This is a genomic window from Lunatimonas lonarensis (assembly GCF_000390185.1).
Classification (GTDB): Bacteria; Bacteroidota; Bacteroidia; order Cytophagales; family Cyclobacteriaceae; genus Lunatimonas; species Lunatimonas lonarensis.
Window position 1 is genome coordinate 92769 of sequence record NZ_AQHR01000041.1, and the last position, 15745, is coordinate 108513.

The 15745-nt window shown below is 47.9% G+C and carries 15 protein-coding genes; 7 read left to right on the plus strand and 8 right to left on the minus strand.

The window, feature by feature from the left end:
- The first annotated feature begins 48 nt into the window (after positions 1-48).
- From ADIS_RS06035 to ADIS_RS06050, 4 genes are all read left to right on the plus strand, one after another.
- On the plus strand, positions 49-441 hold the full coding sequence (locus ADIS_RS06035; protein ID WP_010853489.1) for a response regulator: 393 nt from the start codon (positions 49-51) through the stop codon (positions 439-441).
- Between the two features lie 100 nt (positions 442-541).
- A complete protein-coding gene (locus ADIS_RS06040; protein WP_010853491.1) occupies positions 542-1969 on the plus strand; it encodes a BNR-4 repeat-containing protein in 1428 nt (475 codons plus the stop codon).
- Positions 1970-2299: 330 nt separating this feature from the next.
- On the plus strand, positions 2300-2767 hold the full coding sequence (locus tag ADIS_RS06045; RefSeq protein ID WP_010853492.1) for a cold-shock protein: 468 nt from the start codon (positions 2300-2302) through the stop codon (positions 2765-2767).
- 117 nt (positions 2768-2884) lie between these two features.
- Entirely contained in the window at positions 2885-3427 is a 543-nt protein-coding gene (locus ADIS_RS06050; protein ID WP_010853493.1) for a DUF4136 domain-containing protein, read from the plus strand.
- Between the two features lie 8 nt (positions 3428-3435).
- On the opposite strand, the gene ADIS_RS06055 is transcribed toward ADIS_RS06050, so the two are convergent.
- On the minus strand, positions 3436-4236 hold the full coding sequence (locus tag ADIS_RS06055) for an alpha/beta fold hydrolase (RefSeq protein WP_010853494.1): 801 nt from the start codon (positions 4234-4236) through the stop codon (positions 3436-3438).
- On the minus strand, positions 4220-5077 hold the full coding sequence (locus ADIS_RS06060) for a sugar phosphate isomerase/epimerase family protein (RefSeq protein WP_010853495.1): 858 nt from the start codon (positions 5075-5077) through the stop codon (positions 4220-4222). Before ADIS_RS06060 ends, ADIS_RS06055 begins: the two co-directional genes overlap by 17 nt.
- A 102-nt stretch (positions 5078-5179) precedes the next feature.
- Between ADIS_RS06060 and ADIS_RS06065 the strand changes: the two genes are divergently transcribed.
- Positions 5180-5668, plus strand: a complete 489-nt coding sequence (locus tag ADIS_RS06065) for a hypothetical protein (RefSeq protein WP_010853496.1) — start codon at positions 5180-5182, stop codon at positions 5666-5668.
- A 57-nt stretch (positions 5669-5725) separates the two neighbouring features.
- On the opposite strand, the gene ADIS_RS06070 is transcribed toward ADIS_RS06065, so the two are convergent.
- The 6 genes from ADIS_RS06070 to ADIS_RS06095 all read right to left on the minus strand — a co-directional run bounded on the left by ADIS_RS06070 (position 5726) and on the right by ADIS_RS06095 (position 10926).
- The gene (locus tag ADIS_RS06070; RefSeq protein WP_010853497.1) at positions 5726-6868 is read right to left on the minus strand and encodes an XdhC family protein; all 1143 of its coding nucleotides are present in this window, start codon (positions 6866-6868) and stop codon (positions 5726-5728) included.
- A gap of 119 nt (positions 6869-6987) precedes the next feature.
- Positions 6988-8178 carry a molybdopterin molybdotransferase MoeA gene (locus ADIS_RS06075; RefSeq protein ID WP_010853498.1) on the minus strand — a complete coding sequence of 397 codons (1191 nt, stop codon included), beginning with the start codon at positions 8176-8178 and terminating at the stop codon, positions 6988-6990.
- Between the two features lies 1 nt (position 8179).
- Complete coding sequence (locus tag ADIS_RS06080) at positions 8180-9274, minus strand: HesA/MoeB/ThiF family protein (protein ID WP_010853499.1); 1095 nt, start codon at positions 9272-9274, stop codon at positions 8180-8182.
- The gene (moaA, locus tag ADIS_RS06085) at positions 9275-10264 is read right to left on the minus strand and encodes a GTP 3',8-cyclase MoaA (protein ID WP_035804882.1); all 990 of its coding nucleotides are present in this window, start codon (positions 10262-10264) and stop codon (positions 9275-9277) included. It abuts the gene before it with no gap.
- A gap of 10 nt (positions 10265-10274) precedes the next feature.
- Entirely contained in the window at positions 10275-10682 is a 408-nt protein-coding gene (locus ADIS_RS06090) for a molybdenum cofactor biosynthesis protein MoaE (RefSeq protein ID WP_010853501.1), read from the minus strand.
- Between the two features lie 4 nt (positions 10683-10686).
- Positions 10687-10926: a MoaD/ThiS family protein gene (locus tag ADIS_RS06095; RefSeq protein WP_010853502.1), complete on the minus strand. Its 240-nt coding sequence runs from the start codon at positions 10924-10926 to the stop codon at positions 10687-10689.
- 216 nt (positions 10927-11142) lie between these two features.
- On the opposite strand from ADIS_RS06095, the gene ADIS_RS06100 reads away from it, so the two are divergent.
- The gene (locus tag ADIS_RS06100) at positions 11143-12195 is read left to right on the plus strand and encodes a FecR family protein (protein ID WP_010853503.1); all 1053 of its coding nucleotides are present in this window, start codon (positions 11143-11145) and stop codon (positions 12193-12195) included.
- Between the two features lie 42 nt (positions 12196-12237).
- Entirely contained in the window at positions 12238-15738 is a 3501-nt protein-coding gene (locus tag ADIS_RS06105; protein WP_010853504.1) for a SusC/RagA family TonB-linked outer membrane protein, read from the plus strand.
- Positions 15739-15745 lie beyond the last annotated feature (7 nt).

Here is a 15745-nt window from a genome sequence, read left to right on the forward strand (position 1 = left end):
CAGAGCAAGGATTTTAGAATCACCTTTCGTTTAAAAAACCGTACCGCCGTGAAGATATTATTGATTGATGACGATCCTATTGTGATATTATTGCAAAGGAAGTTGATGGAGAAGGCTGGATTCATCGATGAGATCGAAGCCTATGGGGATGGAGAAGCGGCCATAGAATTCCTGAAAAAGAGCGAGGAGGGAAAAAGGTACCTGATTCTCCTGGATATCAATATGCCGGGCATGTCAGGGTGGGAATTTTTGGATCAACTGGATACGTTGAACCTTCCAATTACTTACTCTGTCGTCATCATCACATCCTCCATAGAGCAGGCCGAGCGAGATAAATCCGAGGAATATTCGCAGGTGATAGATTTTTGGATCAAGCCTTTCAATGTGGAGAGTTTTCAAAAGTTAAAGGAAAAAGAGGAGCTGAAGGGATTTTATCATTAGGGTAGGTAGCCGATGTTAAACTGCTTACCTTTTCGATGTATTGGCTTTTTTTGATTAGTTTTGAGCACCTTATTTAGTGCCAACGCTAACCATTCACGCCATGTCCTCAACCCAATTGACCAAAGTATTTTTTTCACTAGTCCTTTATTTCACTCTTTTCCATCCTGCCCACGCCCAGCAAGAGGGTGAGTTGAATGGGACTGTGGTAGATGGATACAAGGGAATCTGGTTTACCTTGGGACAGTTTTCCCAATATGGCGATAAGTATTCCGGCGGATTGGGAACTTATACAGCCAAGCACATTCCCCTCGCCATTTATGCCCCCGCTGTTCAGAAGACATTTTTTGTATATGGAGGTACCACCTCCGAATCGGATCGATACTTGTTGTGTATGATCGGAAGCTATGACCATAAGACCAAGAAAGTATCTAAACCCGTGGTAGTTCACGACAAAGGCGGGGTGGACGATCCACACGACAATCCAAGCTTGGCCATTGATGACCAAGGTCACCTGTGGGTATTCGTAAGCGGTCGGGGCCGAAGGCGAATGGGATACAAATACCGAAGTACAGAGCCCTACCAAATCAATGCTTTCGAACAGATTACAGAAGAGGAAATGACCTATCCCCAGCCCAAGTTCATTGCTGGTAAGGGTTTTCTGAATCTATTCACGAAATACACCGGATTGCGGGAGTTGTATTTTGAGACCAGCCCGGATGGTTTTGAATGGACTGAAGATAAAAAATTGGCGGGCATCCGAAGAGAGGGCGACACGCAGGGTGGGCACTATCAGATTTCGGGGCAATTAGGGGATAAAATTGGTTTTTTCTTCAATTGGCACCCAGATGGAAATGTAGATAGGCGAACCAATATTTACTACATGCAAACTACGGACTTTGGGGAAACCTGGACTACGATCGATGGTAAGCCGCTTACACTTCCTGTCGCAGAAGTAAATAGTCAGCCACTGGCAGCGGAATATTTTAGCCAGGAAATAAATGTATATATCAAGGATGTTGGGTTTGACGAAAATGGACATCCCGTAGCGTTGTTTGTTTCCGGGCCCGGGCACCAACCGGGACCGGAGAATGGTCCCCGGTCCTGGAGTGTCATACATTGGACGGGAGACAAATGGGAAACCACAAAGATCACCGAATCTGACCAAAACTATGACAGTGGCAGTATTTGGGTGGAAGGAAATGAATGGACCGTGGTGGGTCCTACGGATAATAGCCCACAACGGTGGGGTGCCGGAGGTGAACTGGTGCAATGGAAGTCACGTGATGGGGGAAGGACCTGGGTTAGGGAAAGGCAGATCACCAAAAACAGTATCCGAAACCACAACTATGCCAGAAGGGTGGTCTCAGGAGCGGAACCCTTCCGATTTTTTTGGGCCGATGGCAATCCCGACGCCTTTAGTAAATCCAGGCTGTACTTTGGAGATAGCCGGGGTCGTGTATGGGCATTGCCCTATGATATGAAAGGCGATGAACAGCGGGTTAAGCGGGTCAAAGCATTTAGAGACTAAAGTACTGGACAAAAAGGCGGTTTCGAAGCGTGCACGCCTTTATTGTTCAGGGAAACGTTTCGTTTTCTAATTAACGAGGTCATTCGATGGTAGAGCACTGTGAGACCGTGTTTAATATTTTGGCGTAATTTTTTCTAGGGATAGGAAAAAACCGGAAAAATATGCTAATTTGTACTAATATCCTGAATGTAGCCTACGGGTACGGTTGTACCGAGGTATCCGCATCCCTCCATCTCAGAGTTTAACGCTCCTCCCTTTGGCCGGTGTATATACCGAAATTTGGGAGCCGTTCTATGTCCCAAAAATTTAATTTGAAACCAAAACACATTAATGGCAAAATCAAGAGAAACTTTTAACAAAAAAGAAAAAGAAAAGAAACGACTTAAGAAGAAGCAAGACAAGGAAGAAAAGAAGGAAGCCCGTAAGACCAGTACCCATAAGGGTGGAGACCTTTCCGATATGATCGCCTACGTAGATGCGGATGGCAATATCACGGATACTCCGCCAGACCCACACCGGAAAATGGAAGAGGTGGATCTTGAGAGTATAGAGGTCAGTGTTTCCCGAAAATCCGAATCAGAGGAAGAGGAGGATACCATCCGTAAGGGAAAAATTTCCTTTTTCAATACCTCGAAAGGGTATGGTTTTATCAAAGACCAAATCACCCAGGAGAGTATATTTTTTCATGTCAACGGACTGGTTGATCAGGTAGCTGAGGGAGATTTGGTCACCTTTGATACGGAAAAAACCCCGAAGGGACTTAGCGCTGTGGAAGTTAAGCTTGCTCCAAAAGCCTAGCTGTCGTCCATCATTTCTCGTAGTGCCAATCTGTTCGGTAGGGAGCGGATTGGCATTTATGTTCTATTTTTTTAAATTCATGCGTGGAATGTTTATTGACCATGATGAATATCCTATATGAACCATAAAGCCTTTATTTTCGGGTGGATCCTAGTCGGATTGCTCGGATGCAGTCCCTCCAAGCTGCAGGTTACAGAGGTAGCCGAGGATTTTGTGCTCGAAAAATACAGTACGTTTGATTTTTACAAAACGGACGCCTCCGGGGACTTAGGGGATAATTATCAGGCGGGCATTGATTTCCTTAAAGGGGAGATCGCCAAACAAATGGCCTATAGAGGTTTATTGCGTGATGAAGAGTCCCCTCAGGTATGGGTCAACATTGGCGTGTGGGTAGAGGAACAAACCCAGACACGGGAAACCGGACTGGTTACGGACCCCGGAACCTTCAATTACATCGGGCAGAGAAGGTATTCTTGGAAATCGGAAACGGTAGAACTGGGCACCTACAAAAAAGGAACCGTTACGCTACATTTGGTAGATGCCACTGAAAACAACGCCCTATGGATCGGTACGGTAGAAGAGATTCTGGTTTCCAACGAAGACCGGCTTCGAAATCGCATCATGCGGGGAGTGGAAAAGGTATTTATCGAGATCCCTTGACTCGGAAGCTATTGTGCCAAGAAGTCGTGAACCAGTTTCCTGACTTCCCGATTATGCCTTTCGGCATCCAGGTATTTGGAGGACACCTTTTCCAACCGTGCACTACCGAGATGTGTTTGGTAGGTCTGCGCGTAGGAAAAAGGGTGTAGTGGGTCGTCGTCGCTGCCGATTACCAGGGAAGGCATCGTGAGTTGGGCAAGCGTCTTGCAGTCCTCAAATGGCCTGTCCTCCGGAATATGTTTCAGCAACGCATAGGATGTACCGGCTTGAGGCCTGATAAAATGACCCAACAAGGAGTCTGCATAGCCAGGATCTGTCTGAACCAATCCCTGAAAAAGTAATGACTCCCGGAAATACTCACGTCCTGCGGCCAGCCCATATTTTTGAATGAGGTCGTGGATAAGTTTAAGGGGTTCAAAATGGGCCGGATCTTTTTCATGGATCCAAGCGGGTCGGATCAAGACCAATTTTTTGATTTTTTCAGGCTGGGATAAGGCTAGCCGGGTACTGATGGCCGCTCCAAGGGAGAGGCCTCCCAAGAAAAATTTCTCTATTTCCAAGTGGGCCAATAAATTTTGTATATCCGACTCGAAAACCTTCATTTGGGCATCGGATTCGGTTATGAAACGTTTTGACTTTCCATGGCCACGAAAGTCCATGGAAACGATGCGATGTCCTTTCATGCCATTACATAGCTCCTTTGCTTGAATGATAGATGCCCCCAAGCCATGAAGGAATACAAATGCCTGACCCGTTCCTTGATCCAGGTAATTGAACTGAATATGGTTATGCTCAAATATTCGCTCCATCGGGTAATCCGGAAAAACTGGCGTGAAGAATGGGTTGAAGGTAACGTAGTGCTTCCGGCACCTGCTCTTCTCCGATGCCATGGATGACAAAAGAACCGGAATAGCCAATGCTTGATAGCTTTTCGAAGAAGAACGGAAAGTCAACAGCACCAATCCCCGGTGTAACGTATTTTCCGTCCAGCATTTTATCCTTCAGGTGGGCCACCGCTACCAGATCTCCCAATAGATCCAAGCCTGCATCAATCTTTTCGTTGACCTCAGCGATGGAGGATGCTGTCTCAAATAGGTTTGCCGGATCAAAAATGATTTTGATCAAAGGACTTTGAAGCTCGTCTACCAGTCGTTTTGCAGTATCTGCACTGTTTACAATATTGCCAAACTCAGGCTCAACGCCCAGGTTAACTCCGTATTTTTCAGCGGTAAGAAGACAGCGCTCCATCATCGTAAGCAGGTCGGCCCAAGCCTCATTGGAGTGGTTTTCGGGATGCCACCTCCACATATCGTGCGGATCGCGCGTACCCGTACAAAGGGTAACCATGGATATCTCCAAATCCTGGGCCACTGAACAGAGAACGTTGAGCGAAGCAAGACCCGCGGCCCGCTCGGCTTCATCCGGATGAATTAGGTTAAAGGTGGCCGAAAGACCCACCAAATCCAATGGATAGCGTCCTTTGGCGGTTTGGATTTCGTCGATTTTGAAAGGGGGTACCGATGGGGGCAGTGGGGGAAGACCGGAACTCACCATGTTATAATGAAGTGCATCAAAGCCCAATAGCTTGGCCTTCTGGAAGATCCTGTCGGGATTGCCCGAAAAAGTCTTTGAAAATATTCCTAAATGCATAGCTTTTGAAATTCTGATGAAATCAAAGTTACCTTATTTCCTTTTTCATAAAAAGCCCTTTTGGCTATCTTTGATCTGAAACCCCCAATTTTCTATCTAAATATGGAGCTACCTTCGCTAAATGACCTTAAGAAAGAACTGCTTTCGAAAGAAGAAAAGGAATTGGTAGGGCTTCTGTTGGAGTTGGCAAAGTTCAATAAGGACAACAAAGCCCTGCTGTATTTTAAACTCTACGAACAGCATGAGCCTGGCCTATTCCTTCGGGAAGCCTTGGCTGAATTGCAGACTGCCTTTATGAAAGGCTATTCCGGAAATTACCATACCGCCAAGAAATCAGCCCAATCCGCCAGGCGTACCTTGAACAAGTTGCTGTCATTCAGTAAAGATAAAACCACGCACGTGGAGCTGCTGATTGCATTTTGCCAATCTCTCCGTGAATATGGCTATTTGGGCTTTCGGCATCCGGTCATTGAAAATCTCTACAGACAACAGCTCAAAAAGCTTGAGAAAGTCCTTGGCACCCTGCACGAGGATGTTCAATACGATTATCAAGCTGTATTGGAGGAGCTTTCTGTGGGGTTTAGATGGTAACAAGCTCGTTGTTAGTGTATTGGATTGGTGAAGAAGTACTTTTACAGCCCTTGGATACTACCTCCCGAAAACCCGATGGCGATCCTGTTGGTGAATAGGCCCCTCTTTATCCTTTAAAAATGATCCGTCCCCGCCGGAAAGCACTGCCTTTATTTCGCTGACGATGGAGAGCGCGATTTCTTCCGGTGCTTCCGCATGGATGTTTAGTCCTGCGGGTCCGTAGATCCGGTGTTTGTCTGTATCCGAAATCTCTATTCCCTCATTTGCGAGGTTTTCAACCATTTTTTGCAGTTTTTTCTTGGGTCCCAATACCCCCAAGTAGGCGATTTCCATTGGAAGCAAAGAAGCCATTACCCTGAGATCGTAATTGAAATTATGGGTCATCAAAACAACCGCTGTCCGCTTGTCACGGCTTATGTGAAAGTGAGCCTCCTCAGCGGGTACCACATGGATTTGGTCAGCCCGCGGAAACCTGGATTTCGTGGCCTGAGTGGCTCTTCCATCCAACACACACACCTCCCAGCCGAGTACTTCCGCGAGGCGCGCCAGGGGAATGGCATCGTTTCCCGCACCTACGATTACCAGGGATAAATGGGCAGGAACCCATTCGATAAAGGCATGTAGGGGCTGTTCCGCACTATACTGAACAATCAACGACTGCTGATCGGCCCAAACTGTCCGAATGTCCTCCGCCAATCCATCGATGGAGGGGATAGACGATCCATCGGTAATCCGGCCGTGGCCGGTATCGAGTATGCAAGTGCCGAGCTGTTGCTCCCGCTTGTTTTCAAGATCAAAAAAGGTGACCAACACATGGTCATTTCGGTTTGCCGTCAGCTTTTTCAAAAGGTTGACGGGATGGTTTTCGGCTTCAGGATCAATCGGCTCGATGAGAATATGTATGATTCCGTTACACCCCAGACCCACACCGAACTTTGCGTCATCGTCATCGGTCGTATCGTAAGTAACCACCATGGCTTGCTTCTTGAACATTACCAACTGCGCTTTCTTCAGCGCATCGCCTTCCAGGCATCCTCCGCTGATAGCACCCGTGAGCATGCCACTCGCAGTCACCAACATACGGGCACCGGGCCTGCGGTAGGAGGAGCCTTCCACTTTTACCACTGTGGCCAATGCCGTTTGTTCACCCACTGTTTGGGCTTGGTCAAATGCCTTAATTATTTCCTTAATCTCTTTCATTGATTTGTTTTAAGGAATAGAATGCCCTCTATAATCTATAATATTGCTAACCAATAGGTTCCAGCTATTCCGTCTTTTCTTTACAGTAGTCCTCGCGGCCCTTCCAATCAAAAATTAATTCAGATTGGACGCCATACAGTAAGTTGAAAAGATTCCCCTTTTTCAAACCGTCCTCTCTCGGGTGGCAAGCTAATAAATCCGTCTGCCAAGGCTAGATGTATCAGATCACCTGACCCGGAATTCTGCACGGGAGTAGCTACCATCCTGTTGTTTTCTTTGGATACATTGACCAGCAAGTGGTAGGTAAGAGGTTTCGGAAACGTAATCGTAGAATTCAGTTCTGCTTCTACAGGTGATTGCTCGATGCCCTGATTGGCTCTGAACCAAGGTGTGAAAAAGGCGTGAAAACACACCAATGTGGAAGCCGGATTGCCTGGAAAGCCAAATACCACGGAATCTTGAAAGGTTCCAAAAAGGAAGGGTTTCCCGGGCCGTTGGGCCACACCGTGGATTTTCCTTTCCATACCCAACGACTGTAGTACCTCAGGGAGGTAGTCAAATCTGCCCTTGGAAACCGAACCTGAGAAAAGCAGGACCTCGTACCTGTCTTTTAGCTGATCCAAACTATCCACCAGTAGATCTCTGTCATCGGGCAGGTGTACCGAATCGGCGGAAACCCCCAATGACTGCAAGGCGCCCAGCAACATAGATGAGTTGGAATTTCGGATTTGATGGGGTTGCGGAGTTGAATCTATGGGTACCAGTTCATCTCCTGTTGCACAAACGACCACACGGGGCAACCGGACGACGCACACCTTGGAAATCCCCACAGACGCCATCAATCCAATATGACCTGCATGCAGTAGTGTTCCCACTGGAAGAAGCGTATCGCCTCGACCCGCATCGCTTCCCTGCCGGTGCACATTGGCAAAGGGAAGCACCTCCTCCAATATGGGCGACGCTATTCCGTTGTCAATCTCTACCTGTTCATAGGGGATTACACAATCGGCACCTGCCGGAAGCACAGCACCGGTCATAACCTCCATGCAATGGGCCGGATCCTGTATTGTTTGTTGGGGCTGTCCGGCGGCTTGGATTCCTTCAACCAGGAATGACTTTCCCGGCCCCAGCTCACTTGATCGGATAGCTATTCCATCCATAGTCACGCGATCAAAAGGCGGTGCATCCCGATCGGCCAAGATATCTTCTGCCAATACCCTTCCCGAAGCCATTGCGATGGGTACGGTTTCAACACCTGCTTTAAAGGAATGGCTTTTGATTAAATTCTGTGCTTGGGTTACTGGTATCATATTATTCTGCTACGTAAAGGTCGCCCATTTCATGCCGCCACTCCGCCAGTCCTCCGTGTAAATGACGTATTTCTAGGTTTGGAAATCGCCTTTTGAGTATATCCAACGCCTTTTTACTTCTGCTGCCAACCTGGCACATCAGCACCCATGGCTTTTCCAGGTCATAGGGCATCGATGAGGAATCAATTTTGGAAAGCGGCCAATTAGCCGCCTTTTCGAGGTGCTCGTGTTGAAATTCGTGGACTTCCCGGACATCGATCAGTACAAACTCTTTTTCCGACAGGATCCAGGAGGCCAAAAGGTCGGGACTTATTTCACCTTCCAGTTGACAGGATTGAAGACCGTAGGAGTCCTGAAGCTCTTTTAGTTGCCGGTTGGCGGGGTTCTCTTTTATTTTTAGTTTATAGTTGCTATGATCCTGCAGGTCAATAACCAAAAGCGAGCCGCTTAGGGATTGGCCAAAACCCGTAATTACCTTAACCGCTTCCAGTGCCTGAAAGGAACCGATGATTCCCGGCACTATGCCCAGCACGCCGGCTTGGTTGCAGTCGGGGAGTTGTCCTGCATTTGGCGGGGTCGGGTAGAGGCAGCGATAGGTTGGGCCTGACTGGAAATTGAAAACACTTACGTGGCCCTCAAATCCCTGCAGTGCTCCGTACACGAATGGTTTTCCAGCGATAACGCAGGCGTCATTGATCAAATACCTTGCCTCAAAATTATCGGTAGCATCTATGATCAGGTCATAGGATTCGATCACGGAAAGGGCGTTGGATACGGTCAAAAACTCCGCGAAGGTTCTTACAATGATGGATGGATTTTGGGCTTTCACCCATTGTTTGCACACTTCGACCTTTAGTTGCCCTACCTGATTGGGCTGGTAAATGACCTGACGGTGCAGGTTGGTGATCTCCACACGGTCTCCATCCGCGATTCCCAAGCTGCCAATCCCCATGGCCGTCAAGTATTGGATAACGGGAACGCCAAGTCCCCCGGCCCCGACTACCAGCACGCTGGCCTTTGCCAGCCGTTGTTGTCCCTCGCGACCAAACCCTCGGATCTGTTCCTGCCGGATGTACCTAGTGTCTTTTTCCACCATTTAGCCACCTAAAAACGACATGGATTTTTTGGGTGCGGAGGCTAGGATTCCCTCTGCCTCGAATCCGTCTTTTTCTTTGTTTGCGACGGCTCGGAGCAGTTCACTAACCACTTCATCCCTATTCGCTCCCGACCGGATCAGATCCCTCAGATTGATCGCAGGCTTACCATATAGGCAGGTTCTGAGTTCTCCTGTGGCGGAAAGCCGCAGTCGGTTGCAGGTGCCGCAAAACGTCCGGCTGTAGGAGGCGATGATCCCAAAGGTTCCTCTGTAGCCCGGAACTTGATAGTTCACCGAGGTACTGTTTTTTCCATCGTCTACTTTGATAAGGTTGGGGTAGTGGTCCACTATGTGTTGCTTAATAACCACATGGTTCCATTTCGGAATCTCAAACGTCTCAGAACCGTTGAATGGCATTTCTTCCAAGAACCGGACGGAAACCGGATGCTCCTTTGTGAGTTCGATAAAGGGAAGGATGTCTTCCGTATTTTTCCCCTCTGCTATTACCGCGTTTAGCTTAACATGCATCCCCTTTTTTACCATGTACATTACTGCGGCCACCACTTCGTCGAACTTATCCCTTCGGGTGATTTGAAAAAAGCGCTGTTTGTCCAAGGAGTCCAAGCTTATGTTGACATTTCGAATACCTAGGGTTATCAGTGAATCGATCTGCTCGGAGGAGAGCGATCCATTGGTGGTTAGGGTGATTTCCCTAAGACCATCAAGCCGGCTGATGGTCGTTAAAAATCCCATCAAATCCCTTCTAACAAAAGGCTCCCCGCCTGTAATACGGACTTTATCGACTCCATATGCTGTGAAAATCTCCAGCAAATACGTTAACTCCTCGTAGGTCAGCAGTTGTTTTCGTGCCACAAAAGCAACACCTTCTTCCGGCATACAGTAGTAACATCTAAAGTTGCATCGGTCAGTTACGGAAAGACGCAGGTAGTTTAACACCCGGCCGTAACGGTCTATGAGTTGTTGTGGCATAGCTTTCGGATTAGGGATGGGCGTTTACCCACACAGTTTGATCGTCGAAATACTCTTTTTTCCAAATGGGCACTGTTTTTTTCAGTTCATCGATCAGAAACTTACAGGACTCAAACGCAGCATCTCTGTGGGCGGTAGCAGTTCCTACCACCACCACTGGGTCACCTATGGCCATTTGACCCAAGGCATGTACCATCACCAACTGCTTGATTGGCCAGCGATCCTGCGCCCGCTCGGCAATGGCTTCCATTTCTTTCAGCGCCATGGGCTCATACCCTTCAAAGTCCAATCTATGAACCCCTTTCCCGTGGGCATGGTTTCGTACCGAGCCCACAAAGATCGAGATGCCTCCCGCTTCGGGATGCTGAAGGGCCTGGTAGGCTTCATTGAGGTCTATACGGTCGACAAGTTTTATCATAGGATTAGCCTCCGCTTACCGGCGGGATAAGAGCGATTTCAGCGTTTGGTGGCAGGATTACGTCGTCATCTGCATACTCATGATCTACGGCAATGGCCAGCGACCTCAATTCAGAAAATTCCGGATAGCTTTCACAGAGCCATCTTTTGAAGTCCTTTACATTTTTTGGTGGAGGATCCAGCGGAAGAATAAGTTCTGCGCTGCCCACTATCTCTCTGGCTATTCCGAATAGCTTAATCTTCATACTGATTAACTTTTCATTTGGCAACTAAAATTACAAAATATCATCCGGAAGGCCATGCTCACAGGGGTTATTTCCACAGTTTAAACAATTTCTTGAGGTAGCCCTGGGTGTACAGAATTTGTTACTAAAAATTTTTTTCAAAAAAAAGTTTGTCAAATCTGGTATCATTTGAAACAAATGTTCCTTATGAATATAAATAGCAACTGATTGGCTGCGATGAACCCCAATAACCCGATTTTTATTCGATTGGTAGGCGATGCGGAATTTGTCCGTTGGGTCCGGTATCCTAACCTGGACACGGATAGGTTTTGGCAAAATTGGCGGAAAAACCATCCGGATCAGCAACTGGATTTCGATAAAGCGTTTGAGTTTGTACGCCGCTTGGATTTTGGATCAGGGCAACTGTCGGAAACCGAGACCGAGGAGATGTTGGGGGCCATACTCAGGGGTGATGCCAAGAAACGTGTGGGTTTACACTTTAAGTTGGACTTTTTTGGCAATTGGTTTAGTACGCAGTGGGTACGTGTTGCGGCGATTTTACTGATAAGTCTGTTGGGTGGGTTGGGGTTTGAGAAGATATTTCCCCAGCAGGTGGATGCATATGTAGAGCAAGTGCCGACTCTTTTGACCTTTGAGAATCCGAGAGGGAGAAAATCCAAGATCAAATTGCCGGACGGCACCCTCGTTCATCTAAGCTACGAGTCCACGTTGACGTTTCCTGAATATTTCACCGGAGGAGTCAGAAGGGTTGATTTGGTGGGTGAAGCATTTTTTGACGTGGTTCCGGATACCCTGCCGTTTCAGGTTGGCATGGATGGGGTATTGGTCGAGGTTTTGGGTACCAGTTTCAATGCAAGGGCCATTATGGGTGAGTTTAAAACGCAGGTATCACTTGTAACAGGTAAGCTACGTGTGAATTTTTCGGATAAGCACCTGGCGCATGAAAAGCGAGTGCTGACTCCAGGTGAACAGTTGTCTCTGGATAAGAAATCAGGAACCTATCTATTGGAGCCTTTCCATGTGGAGTCGGCTATTGCGTGGACGGATGGGATCCTACTTTTCCGCGAGGCCAGTCTTTCGGAATTTTTCGATCGATTGGAAAAATGGTATGGCGTCAACATTCAGGTGTTTGGGTCACCAAGCAAAACCTGGAAGATTACCGGCAGCTATGACAATGAGAAACTGGAGGATATACTTCATGGGCTCAAGTTTGTATATCCCCTAGATTATCAGATAAATGGAAAAAATGTGACCTTAAAATTCAAATAGAAATAGTATAGCAACACCTCATTTAAACAAAAATCAACCCAAATGACCATGAAAAAGCATATACCACCCAAACACATCGGTACCCGAATCATGCTGCTTTGTCTGCTGATGCTGGCAAGTACCCCATTCGTTGTCCAATCCCAAGGCCTAGGTTCCTTGGCTATTGCACGTAACAATTCCCAAGCAACCATGGACGCCCACGTCATGGACAGGCAGGTATCCCTTACGCTTAGTCAGGTGGGTGCAAAGGAGCTGTTTCGTAGCCTAGAGGCGAAAACTGGCCTAAAATTCGTCTATGACAGAGGCGTATTGCAATCAGACGCCAAAATCTCTGTGGATAGGCGGGGAATTTCGCTTTATGACCTTCTTCATGAAGTTTCCCTTCAATCTCCCTTCCGGTTTAAACTGATAAACCAGAACATCCACGTGCGCTTGGATAGTCCGGCGAAGGATCCCAAAATGGAGCGTGAAGATATTAACGTGCGGGGAAGAGTGACTGATGCCAATGGGATGGCCATGCCGGGGGTTTCTGTGTTGGTAGAGGGCTCGACGCAGGGCACGGTAACCGATTTAGATGGCAACTATGCCATAACAGTTCCAGAAGGCGGGGCACTTGTCTTTTCATTTATTGGGTTTAGAAACCAGCGTATCGCCGTCGGTACCCAGACTGTGATCAATATCACCATGCAGGAGGACCTGACCGGATTGGATGAGGTGGTGGTAACAGCACTCGGCATCAAACGAGAGGCCAAAAGCCTCGGTTATTCGACCAGCACGGTAAGCCAGGATGAAATGACCATTAACCGAACTCCCAATTTCATGAATGCACTTCAGGGAAAAATGGCAGGTGTAAACATCACCTCCTTGGGCACAGGACCCTCAGGTACCAGCAAAATTCGGATCAGGGGCCAATCCTCCTTCGGAGGCAACAACTCGCCGCTGATCGTCGTGGACGGGATTCCGTTGGACAACACCAATTTTGGAGCCAGAGGTGATTTTTCAGACCGTGGCAGCAACCGTACCTCTGACGGTGGAGATGGATTGAACAGTATCAATCCAGATAATATCGAGTCCATGACTGTATTGAAGGGGGGCGCAGCATCCGCCCTGTACGGTTCAAGGGCAAAGGACGGAGTAATCATGATAACCACAAAAAACCGGGGCACCGGTAAGGGTGTTACGGTGGAATTCAATTCGAATTTCACCCACGATACGCCCATGGACTTTAGGGATTACCAATTTGAATATGGCCAAGGGGAAAACGGGGTAAGGCCCACCGCACCTTTTCCCACCTCGGGGGTCTGGAGTTTTGGAGAGCGGTTTCAGCCGGGAATGACACATATTCTGTTTGACAACCTGGAAGTGCCCTACGAACCTCAGCGTAATCAGTTCAGAGAGTTTTACCGGAATGGCTTTACCTGGACGAATTCATTCACCGTCGCCTCGTCTACCGATAACGGGGGGTTCAACGTGATGATTTCCAATATGGATAACCAGCTGATCATGCCGGAGTCGGATTTCAATCGCAAAACAATAAATTTCGGTTTTACGCAGACAGTGGCTAAAAAATTCACGATTTGGGGAAACATCAATTATTCGAAGGAGCTGCGCCGTAATCCACCCAATATCGCAGAGCAGGACTATAGCCCGGTCATCATCTATACCCTGGCCAATTCGATGCCTATGCATATTCTTCGTGATAACGCCGAGGATCCAAACGGCAATGAGAACATTTGGTCCCGGTTTACCAACCGAACCAATCCGTACTTTGCGTTGAAAAGATTTGAGAACATCGAACGTGACCGGGTGTTTGGCAATATCACGGCCAAATATGATCTCGCCGATTGGATCTTTGTTCAAGGTAGGGTAGGGCAGGACTTCTTTGCCAGGGAACAGGAATACAACCTTCCCCATGGTACGCAGCGGCAGGTACCTGCACCGGCGGGATTTGTAAACGGACAATATGTGCAGGATGCTACCAATGTGAGAGAAGTGAATGCCGATTTCCTGATCAGTGCAAATAAAAAATTCGGTGATTTCGGGTTTTTGGTAAATGCGGGCGGCAACCAAATGTACAGGCGCTTTAGCAGGCACAATGTGTATGTGCAGGATTTCTTTTCCAGAGACCTTTACACGATTGGCAACAGCCGAGTGAGGGATCCCATCTATCAATTTTCCGAAAGGCAGGTAAACTCCCTGTATGGTTCGGCGGAGGTTTCCTACAAGGAATTCCTTTATATAAACGGAACCCTTCGAAACGATTGGTTTTCGACCCTATCACCTGCCAATCGATCCATCCTATATCCCTCCATTACGGGCAGTTTTATTTTCTCCCAAGCATTTGGGTCCACGTTGCCGGAATGGATAAGCTTTGGTAAAGTTCGGGCCGCTTACTCGGAAGTGGGCAGTGATACGGATGTTCAGCCGTATTCGAACAACCTTTTCTTTAACATCAACGCACAGCAGTTCCCAAATTCCAATGGCGTACCCCAACCGTTGGGCAGTATAGCCGGTTCAGTAGTGCCAAACGCCAACCTTAGGCCGATGACGGTTCAGGAAAGGGAATTTGGCCTGGAAATGCAGCTTTTTGACAACAGAGTTGGTTTTGAGGTGACTTACTACCATAAGCTTTCTAGGGATCAAATCCTTCAGGCACAGCTTTCGGACGCAACCGGATTCCTGACCCAATTGATCAACGTAGGAAAGAGCCAAAACGAAGGAGTGGAAATGTTGTTGAATTTGAATCCGATCAGAACTCAGAATTTCAGATGGGATGCCAGCTTCAATGCCGCCTACAATATCACCGAGGTACTCGACTTGGGTCCTGATGTAAGTGACAACAGCATTACAGTAGGAACGGCCGATTTTCATGGCGAGCTGCGCCACGTAGTCGGCAGGCCCATGGCCCAACTCTATGGTTTTGGCCTGTTGAGGGATGCCCAAGGTAGAGTCGTGCACGATCCAGGAAACGGAAGACCGCTCCGGAACCCTGAACAAATGGAGTTTGGCAGTGCCATACCTACCTGGGTAGGAGGGTTCACCAATGGCTTTGATTATAAAGGCATCAACATGTCCTTTTTGATTGATTTCAAACTGGGCCATAAGCTAAACTCCGGGACGCATATGAACGCCTACAGGCATGGGCTTGACAAGGCTACGCTTCCGGGCAGGGATGTGGGCTATGTGATAGGGGAAGGGGTTAATCCGAATGGGGAAATCAACACCAGACAAACGCCGGTTCAGTTATACTACGAGTCCATGCGAAGCTTGGTACTTTCCGAGCTGTCGATATTCAATGCGGGATCCTGGCAACTACGACAGATCACGCTGGGCTATGACTTCACCCGCCTTTTGCCTAGCAATTTTCCCGTAAGAGGTATGCGCCTCAACGCCGTTGCAAACAACGTGGCGGTGATCAAGAAATGGGTTCCCCATATCCATCCAGATCAGTTCGGATTCCCATCCGACAACTTGATGGGCCTGGAAGCCACCGGACTTCCCGTGAGCCGAAGCATTGGCTTTAACCTAAACCTGAAATTCTAACCTGTGA

What these genes read in the sequence shown, in the direction of transcription:
- ADIS_RS06075 (WP_010853498.1), bottom strand. Translation starts at nt 8,178, where the DNA reads ATGATACCAGTAACCCAAGCACAGAATTTAATCAAAAGCCATTCCTTT.
- ADIS_RS06060 (WP_010853495.1), bottom strand. Translation starts at nt 5,077, where the DNA reads ATGCATTTAGGAATATTTTCAAAGACTTTTTCGGGCAATCCCGACAGG.
- ADIS_RS06055 (WP_010853494.1), bottom strand. Translation starts at nt 4,236, where the DNA reads ATGGAGCGAATATTTGAGCATAACCATATTCAGTTCAATTACCTGGAT.
- ADIS_RS06045 (WP_010853492.1), top strand. Translation starts at nt 2,300, where the DNA reads ATGGCAAAATCAAGAGAAACTTTTAACAAAAAAGAAAAAGAAAAGAAA.
- ADIS_RS06050 (WP_010853493.1), top strand. Translation starts at nt 2,885, where the DNA reads ATGAACCATAAAGCCTTTATTTTCGGGTGGATCCTAGTCGGATTGCTC.
- ADIS_RS06105 (WP_010853504.1), top strand. Translation starts at nt 12,238, where the DNA reads ATGACCATGAAAAAGCATATACCACCCAAACACATCGGTACCCGAATC.
- ADIS_RS06065 (WP_010853496.1), top strand. Translation starts at nt 5,180, where the DNA reads ATGGAGCTACCTTCGCTAAATGACCTTAAGAAAGAACTGCTTTCGAAA.
- ADIS_RS06100 (WP_010853503.1), top strand. Translation starts at nt 11,143, where the DNA reads ATGAACCCCAATAACCCGATTTTTATTCGATTGGTAGGCGATGCGGAA.
- ADIS_RS06070 (WP_010853497.1), bottom strand. Translation starts at nt 6,868, where the DNA reads ATGAAAGAGATTAAGGAAATAATTAAGGCATTTGACCAAGCCCAAACA.
- ADIS_RS06040 (WP_010853491.1), top strand. Translation starts at nt 542, where the DNA reads ATGTCCTCAACCCAATTGACCAAAGTATTTTTTTCACTAGTCCTTTAT.
- ADIS_RS06095 (WP_010853502.1), bottom strand. Translation starts at nt 10,926, where the DNA reads ATGAAGATTAAGCTATTCGGAATAGCCAGAGAGATAGTGGGCAGCGCA.
- ADIS_RS06080 (WP_010853499.1), bottom strand. Translation starts at nt 9,274, where the DNA reads ATGGTGGAAAAAGACACTAGGTACATCCGGCAGGAACAGATCCGAGGG.
- ADIS_RS06090 (WP_010853501.1), bottom strand. Translation starts at nt 10,682, where the DNA reads ATGATAAAACTTGTCGACCGTATAGACCTCAATGAAGCCTACCAGGCC.
- moaA (WP_035804882.1), bottom strand. Translation starts at nt 10,264, where the DNA reads ATGCCACAACAACTCATAGACCGTTACGGCCGGGTGTTAAACTACCTG.